Raw genomic sequence first — 19,078 nt, 5'->3', positions numbered from 1 at the left:
CCATGGATTGGGATCGTGTGCTTTGTTCAGGCTGCCGCTGCTTTGCGGCGTCGAACCAGGCCCAGACCGCCAAGCGCGGTCAAGAGTAACAGACCACCGGCTGGCAGAGGCACTGCAGCCACATCAAAGTCAAACGTGACGCCCGGCGAAGATGCGGCCCAGCTGAACACGAGGTTCTGGCTCAGGGTGTTCGGGTTCGAAGCGCTGAAGATGGTATTCAGCTTGGTGGTCACATCACCCAGAATGGCCGTGGTGGCCAGGACATTGTTCGGATCGTTGGCGTCGACCCAGCTCATCGACAGGCCAGCGGGGAATGCCGCATTCAGCAGGCGCAGGGTGATCGAGGCCCCTGCCTTGCCAAGCACCGGTCCGCTCGGAGATGTGAAGTTGACCGAATAGGTTCCGCCACCGCCTAGGCCGGTGTCAACCGCGCCAAAGAAAAGATTGTCGGATGTAATGTCATAGCTGCCGCCAGCGGAAACATGCGTCAGCGCGCTGGCCGACCCAGCCATGAATATCGCCGTAACGAGGCCTGCGGCCATCATTTTCAAAGTTCTAAACATAAAAGTCCCACCTTCCAGTTTACACACACAATCCACACACAAATTTCAGTGTGGAACTGACGTCTTATGTTAATAGTTTATTTTCATTTGATTGCGAAGACTTTTTCTGAAGATTGGGGCATTTTTGGGGCAAAGGGTGTGGTTTGTAAGATAATGACGCATCTGGCCTAGTGTTTGTTTCGCTTCCGTGAACATAGGACGCTCACGCTGATGTGATTCTGTCCCATGTTGCGTGCGGCACGACTGCGAAGCCACTCGCAGTTTTTGCAGATTGTGGCAGGGGGCCATTCACGGCAAAAAGCGCTTTTGCCTTGTGCAAGCAGGGAAACAGTCCAGCGAAATACGGCGCACTGTCCGCAGTTAAGATTCCAGACATGGTCTCTGGATCGCGTTGTATGAGGAAAAGGCGCGAAATTTGGGGTTTGCCATATTTCTCTTTCGATGATCGTCAAGTTTCGTGTAGCTTCGAGGTGTTATTGTTTCAAGTTCAGGCACACATTCCAGATCGGAATTTATTGATTGGCCGTTTGTTTGCGGTGCCTGCCGATTAACGAGGAGATGGTTCGAATGGGCGTTGGCCAGAATATAGCTGCAGAGAATGCGAACTGGACCTTTGGGGGCAATGTTCCCGATACTTTTGTCGACCACATCAAATTATCCGTGCCGCTTTACGAAATGGGCCATGGCCTGATTTGCCAAGTGTCCGATTTCTTCGTGCGCAATGACAGCCTGTGTTACGAAATCGGCACATCCACTGGAGAGCTGATCCGCAAACTGGCTGAGCACAATGCCGGCAAGCCGGATGCCCGCTGGATCGGCATCGATGTCGAACCCGAGATGGTCAAGGTTGCCGAAGCCCATTGCGCAGACGTTCCGAATGTCACCATTCTTCACGATGATGCCCGCCACATGGAGATGGACAAGGCGGACATGATCGTCAGCTACTATACGATGCAGTTCGTCCCGCCTCGTTACCGGCAGGAGCTATTCACCAAAATCTACGAGACCCTGAACTGGGGCGGTGCGTTTGTCATGTTCGAAAAGGTTCGTGGCCCGGATGCCCGATTCCAGGACATGATGACCCAGCTCTATAACGAGTTCAAAATCAGCAATGGCTTTTCCAGCGAAGAGATTGTTGAAAAATCGCGCAGCCTGAAAAGCGTGTTGGAGCCGTTTTCGACCCAGGGCAATCTGGACCTGCTGGCGCGCGCAGGTTTTACGGACGTGACGAGTATTCAGAAATACATCTGCTTTGAAGGATTCCTTGCAATCAAGTAATCACTTAACGCTATTTTGAGCAGAAGCTGAGGTGAGATGTGCTTTCCTATGGTTGATTGATGGAGGCTGCCAAGAACGTTGATGAACGCGTCTGATTTTGATCCCAATGACATGAACCTCAACGCAAAACGGGTCCTGACGACAGGCAGGGTCGGTTTTTTGGGCTCGCGCCTGTGTGCGGCCCTGCGGGACCAGGGGGACGAGGTTCTGTGCATCGACAGCTATTTCACCGGGCGGCGCGGCAACCTGCGCCATATTCTGAACAATTTCCGGTTCGAGGCCGCAATCCGCCTGACCCGGTCGAAATCCGAATTGGTAAAGTGCCCGATGCCGCAGGACGACCCGGTTCAGCGTCAGCCGGATATCACCCGCGCCCGGGAACAGCTTGGCTGGGCGCCACAGGCGGCACTGGAAGACGGGTTGAAGGCAACCATTGCGTATTTCCAGCAAACGGCCGTGGCAATGAAGGAGCTGTAGACGGTAATGACCGCCCCGTCCGCATCCGGAAGATCGCCCCGATGGATCGGGGCCATCCTTCTGCTTGCTGCGACCGCGGTCATTTGTCTGGCAGTTTTGATCATCAATCGCGGGCCGCTCTATTATTTCGATACTGGAAGCTATTTCCGGCAGGGCGATGCGGCCCTGTCTCTGGTCTTGCCTGCGCCGGAAAAGGATAGCGCGGTTGTCAACGCAGGCGCGAGTCAGCCGGGCGACCGGGTCGAAGAGGACGAGACAACCAGCGGGTCGCGGTCCATGGCCTATGCGCTGCTGGTCGCCGCCTTCTGGCGTGCCGATGCGCTGGCCGGGGTCGCCGTTGTGCATCTGGCGCTGCTGTTGCTTTCGGTCTGGCTGGCCATGCGCGTGCTGCAACGCACCGGGCAAACCGGACGCAGCACGCTGCAACTGGTGACCATTCCGTTGCTGGTCGCGGCGACGACCTCGCTGCCGTTTTACATTGCCTATATTATGCCGGATATTTTCACGTCGGTCATGCTGATCGTGATTGCAACCGTTGTTGTCGCAGGCCAGGATATGCGCTTGACGGAATGGCTTGGTGCCGTGTCGCTGGCCGCCTTTGCGGTGGTTCTGCACCCCTCGCATCTGGGGATTGCGGTACTGATGGTGCCTTTTGTCGTGCTGGCCGCCTTGCTCCGGCTTGGCCCTGGCCGCTGGCTGGCCGCAGGCTTTGCCATCGCTCTGGTCGCCGTGGCCCTGGCCGAGCGCAAGGCATTCGAGTTCGCCACGGAAACCGTGGCACGCAAAGAAGTCATTCATACCCCCCATATCACGGCGCGGCTGATCGTGGATGGCCCCGGCATGGCCTATCTGGACGATGTCTGCCCCCGGGATGATCTGGCGACCTGTGCCCTGCACGAGGCACTGTCCTGGTCCGACGATCCTTATCGCCTGACCGCCACCCATATCATTTTTGAACAATCCGAAAGGCTGGGGTCTTTCCGGTTGATGCCGGTTAAGGATCAACAGGCGGTGGCGGCCGAACAGCGGGACTTTTTCTTGCAGGTTCTGGCGGCACGGCCATTCGGGACGGTATTTGCGCTTGGCGAAAATGCGGTGACGCAGCTGGGCATGAACAGCGTCAAGATGACCATCCCAAACGAGGCGGTCATCAATAACGCTAAATCGCTTTCCGGGCTACCCGATGCCAAGCTTGAGGTGCTCGACAGTGTTCTGACACGCGACCAGCCCTGGCTTGGGGCCGCAAATTCCGTCCATTCGGTGATCTATCTGATCTCGTTTGTGATCGTCGTCGTTTTGCTGCTGTGGCCCGGACGGGTGGTGCCTTCGCTGAAGCTGTTTGCCCTGTTCCTCTTGATCGGAGTGGCCGTTAACGCGCTGGTTTGTGGCGGTGTCTCGCAGCCTGCGGCCCGCTATGGTGCGCGCGTCATGTGGTTGCTGCCCTTTGCAGCGGCCTTTCTTCTTCTAGTTCAGCGGGCCCCAGGGCCGCGCCCCAGTATCGGAGAATCCCCGTGATCTCAGACCAATCCCTGTCCATCAGCGTGGTGATGCCCGCCTATAATGCCGAGCATCTGCTGCCCCGCGTCCTTACGCCCCTGATCGAGCTGCTGAATGCTGGTCAAGTGCAGGAGGTTCTGGTGGTGGACGATCAGTCCCCCGATGGCACCGCTGCGTTGGCGGAAAAGATGGGCGCAACCGTTCTGACCACGCCGGTCAATGGCGGGCCGGGGGCGGCGCGCAACCTGGCCGCCGAACACGCCACGGGTGACATCCTGTGGTTCGTCGATTCCGACGTCATCGCCTGGCCCGATGGCCCGGAGCATATCCGCCGTGCCATGTCCGAGGATAATGTCGGGGCCGTGTTCGGATCCTATGACGATGCGCCGGATGGGCAATCGTGGTTCTCGCGTTACAAGAACCTGCTGCACCGCTATCACCATCAGCGCGCCCGGCGCGAGGCGCGTACCTTTTGGGCGGGCTGCGGCGCCATCCGGCGCGATGTGTTCCTCGAAGTTGGCGGGTTCGATGTGAAAACCTACGAGATCCCGTCGATCGAGGATATCGAACTGGGTTACCGGATCGTCGAAACCGGTCGGCGCATTCTGGTCGAGCCGCAGTTGCAGGGTAAACACCTGAAGGTCTGGACCATGCGCAACAGCCTGAGCACGGATATCTATTGCCGCGCCCTGCCCTGGGCCCGTCTGATGATCTCGCGCGAGGGGCTGACGGATGATCTGAACACCTCGACACTGGAACGGCTGCGGGCCGGGCTAGCCGGTTTGCTGATCCTGTCGGTTCTGGCGCTGCCCTACTGGCCCGGGCTGTGGCCCCTGTCTTTGCTGCTGCTGGGGCTGGCCTTTGCCGCGAATTATGATCTGGCGCGCACGATGGCCGGACATGGTGGGCCGTGGTTTGCGGTCAAATGTATCCTCTATCACCAGTTCTATTACGTCTATTCAGCTACGGTCTATGTCTGGTGCCTGTTCGAATATCACGTGCTGGGACAGAAGCAGAAACTGCAGGTCACGCGGAACTAGGATAGGGCGTGCAAATGACCGGATTACCGGATTTTCTGATCATCGGGGCCGCGCGCGCCGGAACAACGGCCCTGCACAGCTATTTGCGGCAGAACCCGAGTGTGTTCATGCCCACGGTGAAAGAGCCGAACTTCTTCTGCTTTGAAGGGGAAGCACTGGCCTGTAAGGGGCCCGGGGCGGATTACATCAACAACTCGGTGGTCGATATCGACGCTTATCGCACCCTGTTTGCCCCGGCCCCTGCAAACAGCATATGTGGCGAGGCCTCGCCGCTGTATCTATATTCCCCCAAGGCCCCGGGGCGCATTCATCACCACATCCCGAATGTGCGCATGGTGGTGATCCTGCGTAATCCGGTTGATCAGGCGCTGTCCCATTATCTGTATGCCGTAAAACAGCGCATCGAGCCTTTGGAAGATTTTGCCGCCGCGCTGGATGCCGAAGACGAACGGCTGGAGGCTGATTGGCAGCCCTTGTTCGGATATTCCCGCTTTCCGCGCTATGCCGAGCAGCTGTCGCGCTATTTCAGCCTGTTTGATCGCAACCAGTTCCTGATCCGCACATATGAAGACTTTCAGACGGACCCGCAGGGGCTGATTACAGACATCACCGAATTCATCGGAGCGGATTCCGGGTTTCGCCCGGACATATCCTCTCAGCTGAATGCCGGCGGGGTGCCGCGCAGCCGTCTGTTTCAGGACTTCCTGATGAAACCCAACCCTATCACAGGGCTGATCGCGCGGGTCATGCCGCAAGAGATGCGCTGGAAAATCCGCGACCAGCTTTCGCGGTTCAATCTGAAGCGGGGCGTTGAAATGCCCCCTCGCGCTCGCGCCATTTTGCAGGACAGACTGCTGCCGGAAATAGAAACGCTCGAGCAAATGCTCGAGCGTGATCTTAGCGCCTGGCGCGCCTGAAGGAGGTCAGGCCCGCAGGTTACGACGCGGTCCGTTTCTCCACGTTGTCACCGACCAGGTTGGCCTTGTTCTTGGGCTTGGCTTCGAACTCCTCGTGATACGAGCGTTCGACATTGACGTCCCAGATGTCATTTTGCTCGCCCATGATATTGCGGGCCGCATACATCGCCGACAGCATCGAATGATCCTGGTTGTTATAGCGATGCAGGCCGTTGCGTCCGACCGTCTGGAAATTTTCAAGCGTTTTCAGCCAGTCGCTGACAGTGTCCAGGGCTTCCTTATATTCACCATCATAGACCGGATACGCTTTGGGCTGCCGGATAATGGCGCTGTCGATGACCGTATCCGCCTTGGCAAGGCCCAGCTTTTCAAGCTCTTCACTGGCCAGCTGTCGCAGCTCCTCGTCCGACGACGACCACAGCCCGTCACCCTTCTGGCAGAAATACTCCATTCCGATCGAGGCGGTGTTCTGATCCGGCAGCATTTCTGCAGACCAGGCGCGGAAATTCTGGATGCGGCCAACCTTTACCTTGGGGCTGTGGATGTAAATCCAGTTGTCCGGGAACGGATCGGCGTGATCTAGGATCAGGGTTACGATCAAGAAGTCGCGATACCGTAGACGATCTGCGGCCTCGACAACCTCTGGCGGCGGCGGTGGATCAAAGGCGTGGATCAGGTCACGTACCGCCATCGAGTTGACGAACTCTTCTCCCTCGACCCGTTCGGTGTGCTTCTCGCCCTCTTCGGTCCAGTGACGCACGTCGATCGAGGTCACGCGATTGCCGTCGCGGTTCACCCGCACCACTTCGGAATGTGTTTCGACGCTGCCGCCTTTTTCGCGGATCAGATCGCGGGTCTTTTCCCACATCATGCCGGGGCCCAAGCGAGGGTATTGGAATTCTTCAATCAGGCTGGCCGTGTCGTTTGCGCCCGAAATCGCGTTCCAGACCGCTTTGGGCAAAGACAGGTTCTTGATCCGCTGCGCGGCCCAGTCCGCCCGGATTTCCGAGGGCGGGATACCCCAGACCTTCTTGGTGTAGCTGTGGAAGAAATGCATATAAAGCCGCCCGCCAAAGCGGTTGATCACCCATTCTTCAAAGGTATCTTCCTGCGGCTTGGGCCGGATCTTCCATTTGATGAAACTGCCGATGATCTTATAGGTCTCATAAGGCCCGATATTGCCCAGAGCGTTGAAGATACGCAGCGGATAATCATAAAACTTGTTGCGGTAGAAGATGCGGCTTTGGCGCTGCACGGTGATGAAATCATCCCCCATTACCTCGTGCCACATGTCTTCGACTTCGCCCACTTTGGTGAAGAACCGGTGGCCGCCAATGTCAAAGCGATAGCCTTTATGCGTCTCGGTCCGCGAGATGCCACCCACCATGTCCGAGGCCTCGTAAACCTGGGGTACATGCGTGTCGCTCAGCTTCTGGAGTTCATAGGCTGCTGTCAGTCCTGCAGGACCGCCACCAATGATAACTACGGGAACAATATCTTTTTTCAAATGACTAACATCCGCACTAAAACCACTCTCGTTAGGCTACAGGAGGTTGGCTGAGATTCACAACAAAATCATGTCGCACCACCGAATTGAAACCCGGTTCCGGGCGAATTATTCGTTTTGGCTGACAGAGGGAATCCGGATTATCCCCCTCCCGGGGCCGGCGGATTGAGGCGCGCTGCAAAGATATGTGCAAATCGGGATCCCCCCGTGAAAAACGGGCCTGCACTGCGCGAAAACCATATGATTGCAACTTTGGGAGTGTTGGAACATCAGCCACAAGCCATTGAATATAAATAAGTAAGATTTACCCTCGAAAAACCAGAACAGACCCCAAGCTCACCCGTGGCAATCCTTTCACCCATCCGCGATCAACCTTCGGGCGCGCAGCCTGTCCGGAGCGCATTCCCCGGCGGTACACGTAGCGTGTCCCGTGCGTTCTTCCGGCCCTGAGCGAAAGTTCAACAATCTCGCTTCGTTCGTCATATTGTATATTCATTGTCACCCGTGCGTCGGGTAATCAGGTGCATCACGACTCGTAGGTTTGTGAATCTTGACAGAGCCGTTCTGCTTGCTCCCTACTGCTGCTGAGTGTTTGAAGAAACAGGGCCACATCAGGTCTAGGGTTTAGACCGGTTCATTAGTGGCTGGCTTCGTGGTTAACGAGGGGGCAATTTTATGAAATGCGTTATTCTGGCCGGCGGTTTGGGCACCCGGCTTAGCGAAGAAACCGTCCGCATCCCAAAACCCATGGTCGAGATCGGTGGCAAGCCGATTCTCTGGCATATCATGAAGATCTATGCCTCTCATGGAATCACAGATTTCATCGTCTGCCTTGGCTACAAGGGATATGTCATCAAGGAATATTTCGCGAATTTCTTTCTGCACAGCTCGGATGTCACCATTGATCTGGCCAGTGGCGGCCTCGAGATTGCGAACAGCAAATCCGAACCTTGGCGCGTGACGCTGGTCGATACCGGCGATGAAAGCCAGACGGGCGGACGGCTTAAGCGGGTGATGCCCCACCTCAAGGGTGAAGACGCATTCTGCCTGACATATGGCGATGGGGTCGGCAATATCGACATCCGGGGCGGGATCGATTTTCACCGCGCCCACGGCAAGCTGGCAACGGTCACGGCGGTTCCCCCGCCCCGCCGCTTTGGTCAGCTTGAGATGCAGAACAATCAGGTCCTGAATTTCTCTGAAAAACCGGTTGGGGATGGTGGCCTGATCAATGGTGGATTTTTTGTGCTTTCGCCCAAGGTGGAAAAATATCTTGGTGATGACAGCACCGTCTGGGAGCGCAGCCCCCTGATGAACCTGACGCGCGATGGCGAGTTGATGTCCTTTGAACACAAAGGGTTCTGGCAACCCATGGACACCATCCGCGAACGTCAGGAGCTTGAGGAACACTGGGCCACAGGCATCGCACCGTGGAAAATCTGGGAATGACTGAGGCTGCATTTTCAGGCCGCAGGGTTCTTGTGACCGGGCATACCGGTTTCAAAGGAGCATGGCTGGCCGCCTGGCTGGCCGAAGCCGGTGCGGATGTGACCGGGTACGCCCTGGTGCCCGAAACTGATCCCAACCTCTGGGCCCTGCTGGATCAGAGCAAAATCCGTTCGGTCACGGGGGATCTGAATGACCGGGCGGCGTTGGACCGTCTGATCTCGGAAACCGATCCCGAGTTTGTCTTTCATCTGGCCGCGCAATCACTGGTGCGGCGCTCCTATCGCACACCGGTCGAGACATTTGCGACCAACGTGCTGGGCACGGTTCAGCTTTTGGACGCCTTGCGGGCCGCGCCCAACCTGCGCGCGGTGGTGGTTGCCACCTCGGACAAGGCCTATGAAAATGTCGAACAGGTCTGGGGCTATCGTGAAACCGACCCGATGGGAGGGCATGATCCGTATTCCGCATCGAAGGGCGCGACCGAGATTGCCGTCGCGGCGATGCGGCGTAGCTATTTTTCACCAGACGCAGCGGATCCACACCCGGCCCGAATTGCCAGCGCGCGGGCCGGTAATGTCATCGGTGGCGGGGACTGGGCCGAAGACCGGCTGGTTCCCGATATCGTGCGCGGCTGCCTGAGCGATGAAGGGCGCGTTGTGTTGCGCCACCCCGGCGCGATCCGCCCCTGGCAACATGTTCTGGAGCCGCTGAGGGGGTACATGATGCTGGCCCAAAAGCTTGCACAGGGTGATGCCTTTGCCAAAGGCTGGAACTTTGGTCCCGAACGCGATGATGAACGCCCGGTTTTGGATGTGGCCCAGGCCGTTATCCAGGCGCTTGGGCAGGGCCGGATCGAAATCGACACTCCGGCGGACATCCCGCATGAAGCCAACATGCTGCGACTGGATGTTTCGCAGGCACGCGCGGCGCTTGGCTGGCGTCCGGTCCTGAGCTTTGAGGATACGGTCAGGCTGACGGCGGACTGGTATGCGGGCTGGGCGCAGGGTGCACCCGCGACTGAGCTATGCCGCGCACAAATTGCAGAATTCGAAACCATAAGTAAGAGAGAGGCATGACCGGCGTAACCCAACCCACCTGCCGCCAATGCGGCGCCCCCCTTGAGATGACGCTTGTCAATCTGGGGTTGTCTCCTCTGGCCAACTCCTACGTTGATCCCGCGCAGGCAGACACCCCAGACCCGGTTTATCCGCTACATGCCCGTGTCTGTACGCAATGCTGGCTGGTTCAGGTGGACGATGCCGTACCCGCCGAAGAGATATTTTCGACCGATTACGCCTATTTCTCCAGCTTCTCGGACAGCTGGCTGGCCCACTGCCGGGATTACGTGGAACAAATGAGCAGGCGGTTCGATCTCGGGTCAGGCGATCTGGTGATCGAGATTGCCTCGAATGACGGGTACCTGCTGCAGTATTTCGTGGAAAAGGGCATTCCCGTGCTGGGGATTGAACCGTCGGGCAATGTCGCAGCCGCCGCCGAAAAGAGAGGTGTGCGCACGCTGGTCGACTATTTCGGCGAGGCGCTGGCCCAGAAGGTTGCTGCGGCAGAAAAACCTCCGGCGTTGATCGCTTCGGCCAATGTTCTGGCGCATGTGCCCGACATCAACGATTTCGTCGCCGGGATAGCCACTTTGCTGAAAGGGGATGCGGTCTATACAGTTGAATTCCCGCACCTTCTGAACCTGATCAAAAGCGTCCAGTTCGACACGATCTATCACGAACATTACTCCTATCTGTCGCTGCTGGCGGTCGAGGCAATCTTTGCCAAGGCGGGCCTGCGTGTGTTTGACGTTGAAGAGCTGCCGACCCATGGCGGATCGCTGCGGGTGTTCGCCTGTCTTGAAGGCGCCAGCCACCCCGAAGGGCCTTGTGTGGCCAAGGTCCGCGCCGATGAGGCCGCAGCGCAGTTCGACCGGCCTGAGGGTTATATGAATTTCACCACGCAGGTCGAAGCGCTGCGCGACGGGCTGCTCGCCTTTCTGCGCGAAGCAAATGCCAGGGGGGACACCATTGCCGCCTATGGTGCCGCCGCCAAGGGCAACACACTGTTGAATTATGCCGGGATCGGTCCCGATCTGATCTCTTACTGCGTTGATCGCAACCCGGCCAAGCAGAACACGCTGCTGCCCGGCAGCCATATCCCTGTGCACGGGGTCGAAGCGCTGCGCGAGACGCCGCCGGATTACGTGCTGATCCTGCCCTGGAACATCCGTGATGAAGTCATCGACCAGATGGCCGACCTGAAGGCGCAGGGCACCCGGTTCGTGACCGCCGTGCCGGAGGTCAGGATCAGCTGATGGCACGGGTTCTGCTGACCGGCGCCACTGGCCTGATCGGCAAGGCAGCAATCAGCGCGCTTGCGGCATCCGGGTGCGAGGTGATTGCCCTGTCCCGGCGCGGGCCGGTTGACGCGGCCCATCAGACCCTGCCCTGTGATCTGCTGAACGCCCAAGAGGTCTCAGCCGCTGTCCGGCAGGCGCGCGCGTCGCATTTGCTGCATCTGGCCTGGCATGACGGGCCCAAGGATCGCTGGGTGTCGCCCGCCAATCTCGACTGGATGGCAGCCAGCCTGCATCTGGTCCGCGCCTTTGCCGAGGCAGGCGGGGAACGGGCCGTCTGTGCCGGCAGTTGCGCCGAATATGACTGGTCGATCCCGGAACTGACCGAGGCCTCTCCGCTACGCCCCTGCACGCTGTACGGGGCGGCCAAGGCGGGCACTGGCATGGCGTTGTGTGCGGCGCAGGACACGCTGGGCCTGTCACTTGTCTGGGCGCGGATCTTCTTTGTCTTTGGTCCGGGCGAGCCGCCGGGGCGGCTGTTAGGCGATCTGATCACCAACCTGAAGGCGGGCAACCCGGCGGATTGCACCGACGGGGTACAACAGCGGGACTTTCTGCATGTGGATGACCTAGCCCGGGCCCTGTCGGTCTTGTTGAACAGTGACGTGAGCGGGCCGGTCAATGTCGCCAGCGGCGCGGCCATCGCGGTCCGCGATCTGATCAGCGAGGTCGCCGCGCAGCTGGATCGATCAGATCTGATCCGGCTGGGGGCCATAACGCGCCATCCCGACGATCCGGCCCGTCTGGCCGCCGATGTCACCCGATTGCGGCAAGAAGCCGGGTTCACCCCCCGCTATGATCTGCAATCTGCGGTCGCGGCTGTGCTTGCGTCGGAAGGGTTGGCATGAAGGTCAGGCTGTCGCATACCCACTGGACCTTCCTAAAATTTCTGGTGGTCGGCGTGGTCAACACCGCGTTCGGCTATGTGCTCTATGCGCTGTTGGTGGCTCTTGGGCTAAGCCCGCAGCCCGCCTTGGCGCTGTCTTATTTCGGCGGTGTGATCTGGAATTACATGACCCATGCGCGGCTGGTTTTCGGCTCGCGCGGCCTGTCACGGCTGCCGCTTTATGTGCTGGCCTATCTGCTGCTTTACGGGATCAATGCGATCGGGTTGCAGGCCCTGCTGAGCACAGGGCTGTCCCCGTTTGTGGCGCAGGGCCTTCTGGTGCTGCCCGCCGCGATGCTGGCCTATGTTCTTATCGGGCGGGTGCTGACCGGGCGGTTCCCGTGGTCCCCGCCCGCATGACCTGACAGCAGCGCGGATCAGGACGGGCTTTGCAGACCCAGAACCGACCGCGCAATTGCCACCAGATCAATCACGAAACGCTCGCCCCGGCGCGCGCCTTTGCCAAAAATCTCATCGCGGGAGACATGGTAGGCAGGGGCGCTGAACCGCGTCGTGAATGTGGTGTTCAGATGGGTCTGATACCGGTCCTCATCCAGAATATAGAGGACATAGCCCCCATGGCTGTCATGGGCACGCGCGTCTTCGGGGGCTGGGTCGCTTTCAGGCTGCAGCAGATAGGTGATGGTCTGGTCTTCGGCCTTGGGCTGAACGGAATAATGCAGCCAGACAAGGGGACCGCCGAAATAGTTCTGTTCGGCCTCGGCATCCTTGTACTGGATCGGGAACACCCGCGCGAAGATATCATGGAAGGTGGCCAGGGCCTCGACCTGATACCCTTCGAAACGTTCACCCTTCAGCTGGATATGCGCGCCCACTTCGCGGGAAAACTGGTGCAGCCCGGGCTTGGCCGGGAAGGACACGAAAAAGGCCGCAATGATGCCCGCCGCAATGGCCAGACGGCTGGGCCAGAAATGACGCGGAACGCTCAGCCAATCATAGCGCCACATGACGATCAGCGGCGTCAGCATGACCGGGATGAAATGGTGCAGCAGAACACGGTATCCCTGAAAATAGAAGAACAGGAAAAACGCCGCCGTCACCAGCACCAGCAGATGCGACAGCTGATCCTGCCGGCGCCAGAACACCATGGACAGTGCGGGCAGAATTCCTGCCGGAACAATCAGATATGCCAGGCGCGCCGGTTCCCAGAAAGTGACATAGCGCAGCCGGTTCACGATGCCTTTCAGGTCGAACTCACCCCCCGGCACCGGCAACCCGGCCGCCGTGATCAGAACAGGGCCCACCGTTCCGATTGCGGCGCACAGAACCAGCAGACCGAACATCCATCCAATCCGGGTCCAGTCGCGCGGGCGCCAGACCAGAAAGAACGCGATCAGTACCAGCAGCATCCACAACCCGCCTGTCGGCAGGCTCATATAAGCCAGGATGCCTAGGATGAACGCGGCGCTCATCTGGTTGGTGACTACCAGATAGACATACCCCAGAAACAGCACCATGACCAAAGTCTCGCGGACCGCAGGCATCGGGCTGTCGCCGAAATAGGGATTATATCCGCCGCTGTAGATGATCGACAGGGTATAGACAAGAAACACAGCAATGATCAGCGCGTGATCAAGCGCCCCGATCACCGCATCGCGCCCGGTCCGGATCAGACCCAGCACCACGATATACAGCAGCCCGGCATACAGGACATGCGGGACCCGCATGGCAAATTCGTTTTCACCCAGAAGGCGCTGAAACCACGAGGCGGGCAGCACGGTGAAATACGAGGTGACGCCGGGGGCGACCTGGATCGCTCCGGCCTCTTTCGACCAGAACGGCCAATCCGTATGAATGAAATTTCGGACGAAATTCAGAACACCCACCCCGTCGGACGAGAAGTTCTCCCAGTAGAATTTCGCGGACATGGTGACCAGGACCAGAACCGCCAGGATCAGGGCCGCAAAAATATCGCCGCGATGCCCGGCAAGGGCAAAATGCCCGGCCTGACCACGCGCCCCGCGCCAGGCGTAAATCCCGCAATTGACCGCCAGAACAGCGGTCACCATGATAAAATAGGCATCCCCTTTCAGGACATCACCCGTGATCTGGTGCCACAGGATGGCCGTGCCACACAGGCTGAATATCGACAGTACCAAACCCGCCAAAATCCAGCGCGGTAGATCCCGGGTTTGACGGAAAGCCAACGCCAAGATCAGCCCGGGCAGCAGAAAGAACAAACTGATGATGACCGAGGCGACCGGTGTGACCAGATTAAGCAGCCAGATCCGGTCGAAAATCAGATAGGGGGTGGGGTGTCCGGCAAGCGTATGCAAGCTCACAACCTGTTCAATCGGGATGCGCGCGAACCATGCCGCGACAGTCAACACACCTGAGAAAATCAGCCAATTGTAAAGCGGAGCCGAACAATCATCTGCGCGATCCCGTGTCGAAATTTCGCTTTTCACACTCTGATTCATATACTCACCCGAAACAACGGTTACCTAAAAATCACAAAGAAAAATCTCATCTTAAGCACAACCAAAGAGATTTTAACGCGTTTTGCAAATAATCACGGCAAATTCGTGATTTTGCCTCTGTTATGATCTGTCCTTCTGTCCAATGCTATCGTTGACCGGCCAATCTGCCCATTGTTAGAAAAGTGACGTAGGGTTGATGAGTAGTAAAATGGATATTTCAAAAATTATCTTTCGGACCATTCTGGCAGTGGTTGTCTTGGGTGGGTTTTTTGTAGTTGGATTGTATTCCGGGCACCATCGCAACGGGCTGCATCAGTTGGTTTACGGCACCTTCGATCAGACACGGCTGGTGATCAAGGAACTGCCCAATCTCACGAAATCCAGACCGATCCATTTTCTGCGCAAAGCCCGCTATGACGGCGAAGGTGTCACCGTCAATGCCGGGCCTGACAAGACCGATGAATACCTGCTGCTGTCGGGGTTTTTCAAAGACCATAACGGCGTACGCCTGATCGAACGGGACGGCACCATCGTCCATGAATGGAATGTCAGCATTTTCGACACCGTGGGCGACCCCTCGTTTTGCAGAAACCCGCCTGCCACCGAATGGAACGCCATTCCGCATGGCACGATCATCGAGCCGGACGGCACGATCACACTGGGCTTTGAAAGCTGTGGTATGATCAAGCTGGATCGCTGTTCCGCGCCGGTCTGGGCGCAGACCGAACTGATCACGCACCATTCGCCCAATTTCATGTCCAACGGCGATATCGTCATTGCCGGGGGTGAATTCGTCCCCGACGGCCCGAACGTTCAGTGGCCCTATGACGATGAATATTGGGAAGACCTCATCTTTGTCTTCAGCCCGGACGGGACCCTGAAGAAATCTAAGCGGATGACGGATCTGTATATCGAGAACGATTACCAGGCCATTCTGACCGCAACAGGGAAATTCGCTACCTGGATCAATGGTGAGTTTCACCTCAACGAGGTTGAGGAACTGTCCCCCGAACTGGCGCCGGCCTTTCCGATGTTCGAGGCAGGCGACCTGCTGCTGTCCATCCGCAACCGCAACATGATCATGGTCGTGGATGCAGAGATGGAGACAATCAAGTGGCACCAGATCGGCCCCTGGATTCGTCAGCACGATCCGGATTTCCAGCCCGACGGCACCATCACGCTTTATGACAACAATACTGACGAAACGAACCCGGGGCGGCGCAGTGGCGGCAGCCGGATTTACCGGGTTGATCCCACCACGGGCGAAACCGAAATTGTCTACGGCGGTACGCCCGAGACGCATTTCTATTCGCGGGAACGCGCGACCCATCAGATGCAGCCCGACGGGTCCGTTCTTGTGACGGAGGCGCAGGGCGGCCGGGTGTTTCAGGTCGACAGCGCCGGCGAGATTATCTGGGAATGGGTGAACCGCTATGACGAGGACAACGTCACCTGGATGCACGACGCCTCGATCCTGCCGAAATCCTTTTTCGAGGTGTCGGACTGGTCCTGTTCTTAAGCTCCCTTGGGGGTCCGGACCATTAATTCGGTACCGTGAAATAGATAACCTCTCGGGTTGGGAATGCCGCAATCGTGGCGGCGTTCCTGTCCGGGCCCAGATCCCGTGCAAAGATCGGCTGACCTGACGGCAGGAACGGGTCGTTCAGATAAAGCGCGGCGCCCAAATCCCCCTCGGACGAGACGATGACCAGCGCGTGCCCCCAGTCTTCGGCGGCAGCCTGGCGCCGGATGTCGCCGGTATAGTCGTCATAGCCATGATATTTCGTCACCCCGCGCCAGGGTAAGAAGCCGATCAGAGACGTGGCGCACAGCAGCAGAATCACATTCCCAAAACGGCCCCGAAAGCGTTCGGGCATCTGATGGGCGATTTCTTCCAGCCCCGCCGCTGCCAGCACAAGAAACGAAAACAGCGTCACGTGCCAGTATCGCGGGCCGATATAGAATGTGCCAGTGAACCAGTAGAAGAACAGCGCCCCGACAATCGCCAGTAACACCACCAGCATCGCTCGGTCCAGCCCGTCCAGCCTGCGGCGCCACAGTAGCAAAGCCCAGATCGGGATAAGCGATCCGAAGGTCCAACCCAACAGTTCGAGGTTCAGCGCCGCAAGGCCGTTCAGCGCGTTCAGCACCGCTTCAGCTGGGCTGTGGCCGGTCCAGATATCCAGCGCCCCCCAGCTTTTTTCGGGGGGGCCGACATGCGCTCCGAAGCCATAGGCGTTGGCGGTGTCCGGCCACAGGCGAGCCAGATAATCAGCCTGCGCTGTCAGCAGCGGGTTGCCAGTCATAGCGTGGTTGATCAGCAGGAACACCGATCCGGCCAGAATGCTTCCCAGCGCACAGGCCACAACCTGACCAATCCCGCCCGGCAAGCGCCGCAAAAGCCACAGGCCGGTCAGCCCGGCCACGATCAGGCCATCCAGCGGACGGGTGACAAACGCCCAGCCCAAAGCCAGCCCCGCGCACAGCGCCAGAATAACGTCCTGCCGCGTCGATCCCGGCCCGGCCCGCACCAGGCACCACCAGCCCAGCAGGACCATGAACAGAACGGTCGAATGCGTCATCAGCGATGCGCCCGTCGCCAGGGCCCAGGGCGAGCTTGCCATCAACAGGGCCACCAGATCAGCGCGCGAACGGCTGACCGTCCGGGACGCGATGCCATGTGCTAGCAGGACGGTCAGGCCGGTCAGGATGGGATTGACTAGCCATGGCAGGCCTACCAGCACCCCGCCGGTCAGCAGAATGGGCCAGCCCGGTGCCGTAACACCGAACCATCGCTCACCCTGAATATCCAGCAGGTAGTATTCCAGCGCAGCCCGCGCACCCTCTGGAGGTGGCGTGGTCCACAAGGCGCCGCGGGCAAGTGTCCGGGCCTGAAACAGATAGGCCACTTCGTCCTCGACATGGGGCAGACGGTCAAACGCGGTCCAGGCCAGAGCGGCACTGGCGAGGGTCGCAAAAACCGCCAGCCCGGCAACCGGTAGGCGCAGGGGATCATCCGGTCCGGCCACCAGGAAAAGCGCCAGAAGGGTCGCGATCTGAAGAGACGACAGCACCCCGCCCACGCCAATCTGCAGGATGTAAGGGATCAGATGGCCATAGGCGATATAGGGCGTGGCCGAGACCGAGAAACCCGCAACCAGAACGAAGAAAAGCAGAACCCGGACAACACCCAGTTCTGCCAGTATCCCCCCGGGCAGCCCCGACCCGCGATGCCGGACCAGAACAAGGCAGGTGACCACCGCCTGCACCGCGACCATGGCCAGCATGATATGGCTTTCCAGCGCCCCGGGCGAAATCTCAAGCCGGGGGAACCACAGAGGCGTCGTGATCCATAGCCGCGCCGCACCCGCCAGCAGCACAAGCGCGCCCAACACTCCGAACAGCACCTGCCGCCGGAACCAGAACAGGATCAAGAACAAAAGCCCTGCGGCCAGCTGACACGCGAACCACAGGTTCAGCGCTTGGGCCGTGCTATTGGTTAGGGATGCATCCATGGCCCAGGCGGGCTGGCCAAACAGGACAAGCACAAGGGCAATGCGAAACCATTGCCCCCGGCCTATCTGGGCGATCATGCTAGATGCTCTTCTTTGATCAGAGCCGGATCCCGCGCGGGACCTTCGATGTTGATCCGCTCTTGCTCAGTGACGATAGGGCCACCGCGCACCTGATTATGGATCGAGGTGATGTATTCCCCCAGCATCCCGATGAACAGCATCTGAATGCCCGACAGAAAGAACAGAGAGACGATAATAGTCATCGTCCCCCTAGGCGCCTGATCGGGATTGATGAAAAAGAGCACCACGGAAACCAGTGAAAACAGGATACAGCTGATCGCAATGACCAGCCCGCTGATCGTGCAAAGCCGCATTGGAGCCCGCGTGAAGGAAAAGATTGCATTCAACGCCTGATCGGCCAGCGCCATCAGACTGTGTTTGGAAAGTCCCTTTTTCCGCGCGCGCCAGACATAAGGCTTGATGATCCGGCGAAAGCCGCAGCTTGCGATGATACCACGGATATAAGGATAGTGATCCTTATGCGCCAACACCGCCTTGAGGACCTTGTGGTCAATCAGTTGAAACTCTCCGACCGATGGCTCCAGCCAGACATCTGACAGCCCGTTGACGATTTTGTAAAAAACACCGCGCGCATTGCGCATCACGAACCCTTCTTCCCGGGTACTGCGCGCGCCCGCCACCACGTCATAACCACTTTCCCACAGTTCGACGAATTCCGGGATCAGTTCCGGTGGATCCTGCAGATCGACCGGCAGCATGACGACGACTGCGTCGCCGGTGGCATAGCGCAGTCCGTTGAAGGTGGACCGAAATACTCCGAAATTGCGGGCATTGACCACGACCTTCACATCCGGATCGTTTTCGGCAATCCCCCGCAGAATGTCCACGGTGCGGTCGGTCGAGGCATTGTCGATAAAGATATGCTCGCGCCTGTAGCCCGACAGTTCCTTGTCGAAAATCGCCTTTACGGTCTCATAGCAATTCGCCACATTGTCTTCTTCATTGAAGCACGGCGAAACAATGGAAATTTTTTTCATAACTCTCTTTAACACCAAACAGCACCGCTTACCCCACCAATACTCGGGTATACTCATACCATCCCGCGAAGTTTGGGATTCGTACAACACCTAA

16 protein-coding genes are annotated in these 19,078 nt (G+C 58.5%); 11 read left to right on the top strand and 5 right to left on the bottom strand.

Going from position 1 to position 19,078, the window contains the following annotated elements; genetic code table 11:
- Positions 1-26: 26 nt before the first annotated feature.
- Positions 27-563, bottom strand: a complete 537-nt coding sequence (locus tag GOV89_RS20870) for a VPLPA-CTERM sorting domain-containing protein (RefSeq protein WP_171238998.1) — start codon at positions 561-563, stop codon at positions 27-29.
- Positions 564-1,130: 567 nt separating this feature from the next.
- Between GOV89_RS20870 and GOV89_RS20865 the strand changes: the two genes are divergently transcribed.
- The 5 genes from GOV89_RS20865 to GOV89_RS20845 all read left to right on the top strand — a co-directional run bounded on the left by GOV89_RS20865 (position 1,131) and on the right by GOV89_RS20845 (position 5,772).
- Positions 1,131-1,841, top strand: a complete 711-nt coding sequence (locus GOV89_RS20865; protein ID WP_171238997.1) for a methyltransferase domain-containing protein — start codon at positions 1,131-1,133, stop codon at positions 1,839-1,841.
- 81 nt (positions 1,842-1,922) lie between these two features.
- Positions 1,923-2,318 carry an NAD-dependent epimerase/dehydratase family protein gene (locus GOV89_RS20860; protein ID WP_171238996.1) on the top strand — a complete coding sequence of 132 codons (396 nt, stop codon included), beginning with the start codon at positions 1,923-1,925 and terminating at the stop codon, positions 2,316-2,318.
- A 6-nt stretch (positions 2,319-2,324) separates the two neighbouring features.
- The gene (locus tag GOV89_RS20855) at positions 2,325-3,833 is read left to right on the top strand and encodes a hypothetical protein (RefSeq protein ID WP_171238995.1); all 1,509 of its coding nucleotides are present in this window, start codon (positions 2,325-2,327) and stop codon (positions 3,831-3,833) included.
- Positions 3,830-4,855, top strand: a complete 1,026-nt coding sequence (locus GOV89_RS20850) for a glycosyltransferase (protein ID WP_171238994.1) — start codon at positions 3,830-3,832, stop codon at positions 4,853-4,855. The genes GOV89_RS20855 and GOV89_RS20850 overlap by 4 nt, the downstream gene beginning before the upstream one ends.
- A 14-nt stretch (positions 4,856-4,869) precedes the next feature.
- Positions 4,870-5,772, top strand: coding sequence for a sulfotransferase (locus GOV89_RS20845; protein WP_171238993.1), 903 nt, complete (start codon positions 4,870-4,872; stop codon positions 5,770-5,772).
- Between the two features lie 19 nt (positions 5,773-5,791).
- On the opposite strand, the gene GOV89_RS20840 is transcribed toward GOV89_RS20845, so the two are convergent.
- Positions 5,792-7,279 (bottom strand): NAD(P)/FAD-dependent oxidoreductase, encoded by a 1,488-nt coding sequence (locus GOV89_RS20840; RefSeq protein ID WP_217352188.1) that lies wholly within the window; start codon positions 7,277-7,279, stop codon positions 5,792-5,794.
- Between the two features lie 675 nt (positions 7,280-7,954).
- On the opposite strand from GOV89_RS20840, the gene rfbF reads away from it, so the two are divergent.
- From rfbF to GOV89_RS20815, 5 genes are read left to right on the top strand one after another with little or no spacing between them, the layout of a single operon-like run.
- Positions 7,955-8,728, top strand: coding sequence for a glucose-1-phosphate cytidylyltransferase (gene rfbF / locus GOV89_RS20835; RefSeq protein ID WP_171238992.1), 774 nt, complete (start codon positions 7,955-7,957; stop codon positions 8,726-8,728).
- Positions 8,725-9,804: a CDP-glucose 4,6-dehydratase gene (gene rfbG, locus GOV89_RS20830; RefSeq protein ID WP_171238991.1), complete on the top strand. Its 1,080-nt coding sequence runs from the start codon at positions 8,725-8,727 to the stop codon at positions 9,802-9,804. The genes rfbF and rfbG overlap by 4 nt, the downstream gene beginning before the upstream one ends.
- Complete coding sequence (locus GOV89_RS20825) at positions 9,801-11,042, top strand: class I SAM-dependent methyltransferase (protein WP_171238990.1); 1,242 nt, start codon at positions 9,801-9,803, stop codon at positions 11,040-11,042. Before rfbG ends, GOV89_RS20825 begins: the two co-directional genes overlap by 4 nt.
- Positions 11,042-11,932 carry an NAD(P)-dependent oxidoreductase gene (locus tag GOV89_RS20820; RefSeq protein WP_171238989.1) on the top strand — a complete coding sequence of 297 codons (891 nt, stop codon included), beginning with the start codon at positions 11,042-11,044 and terminating at the stop codon, positions 11,930-11,932. The genes GOV89_RS20825 and GOV89_RS20820 overlap by 1 nt, the downstream gene beginning before the upstream one ends.
- Positions 11,929-12,330 (top strand): GtrA family protein, encoded by a 402-nt coding sequence (locus tag GOV89_RS20815; RefSeq protein ID WP_171238988.1) that lies wholly within the window; start codon positions 11,929-11,931, stop codon positions 12,328-12,330. The genes GOV89_RS20820 and GOV89_RS20815 overlap by 4 nt, the downstream gene beginning before the upstream one ends.
- A gap of 17 nt (positions 12,331-12,347) precedes the next feature.
- On the opposite strand, the gene GOV89_RS20810 is transcribed toward GOV89_RS20815, so the two are convergent.
- Entirely contained in the window at positions 12,348-14,411 is a 2,064-nt protein-coding gene (locus tag GOV89_RS20810) for a hypothetical protein (RefSeq protein ID WP_171238987.1), read from the bottom strand.
- Between the two features lie 208 nt (positions 14,412-14,619).
- Here GOV89_RS20810 and GOV89_RS20805 point away from each other — a divergent pair, with 208 nt between their 5' ends.
- Positions 14,620-15,930 carry an arylsulfotransferase family protein gene (locus GOV89_RS20805; RefSeq protein ID WP_171238986.1) on the top strand — a complete coding sequence of 437 codons (1,311 nt, stop codon included), beginning with the start codon at positions 14,620-14,622 and terminating at the stop codon, positions 15,928-15,930.
- A gap of 22 nt (positions 15,931-15,952) precedes the next feature.
- Here GOV89_RS20805 and GOV89_RS20800 read toward each other — a convergent pair whose 3' ends face one another.
- Positions 15,953-18,004: a hypothetical protein gene (locus tag GOV89_RS20800; protein ID WP_171238985.1), complete on the bottom strand. Its 2,052-nt coding sequence runs from the start codon at positions 18,002-18,004 to the stop codon at positions 15,953-15,955.
- Complete coding sequence (locus tag GOV89_RS20795; protein ID WP_171238984.1) at positions 18,001-18,984, bottom strand: glycosyltransferase family 2 protein; 984 nt, start codon at positions 18,982-18,984, stop codon at positions 18,001-18,003. The genes GOV89_RS20800 and GOV89_RS20795 overlap by 4 nt, the downstream gene beginning before the upstream one ends.
- Between the last annotated feature and the right edge of the window lie 94 nt (positions 18,985-19,078).

Origin of the sequence: Ruegeria sp. HKCCA5763 (genome assembly GCF_013034545.1) — a bacterium.
Taxonomy (GTDB): Bacteria; Pseudomonadota; Alphaproteobacteria; order Rhodobacterales; family Rhodobacteraceae; genus Ruegeria.
The sequence above is the reverse complement of the archived record's forward strand: the minus strand, read 5'-3'. Positions and strand labels throughout refer to the sequence as shown.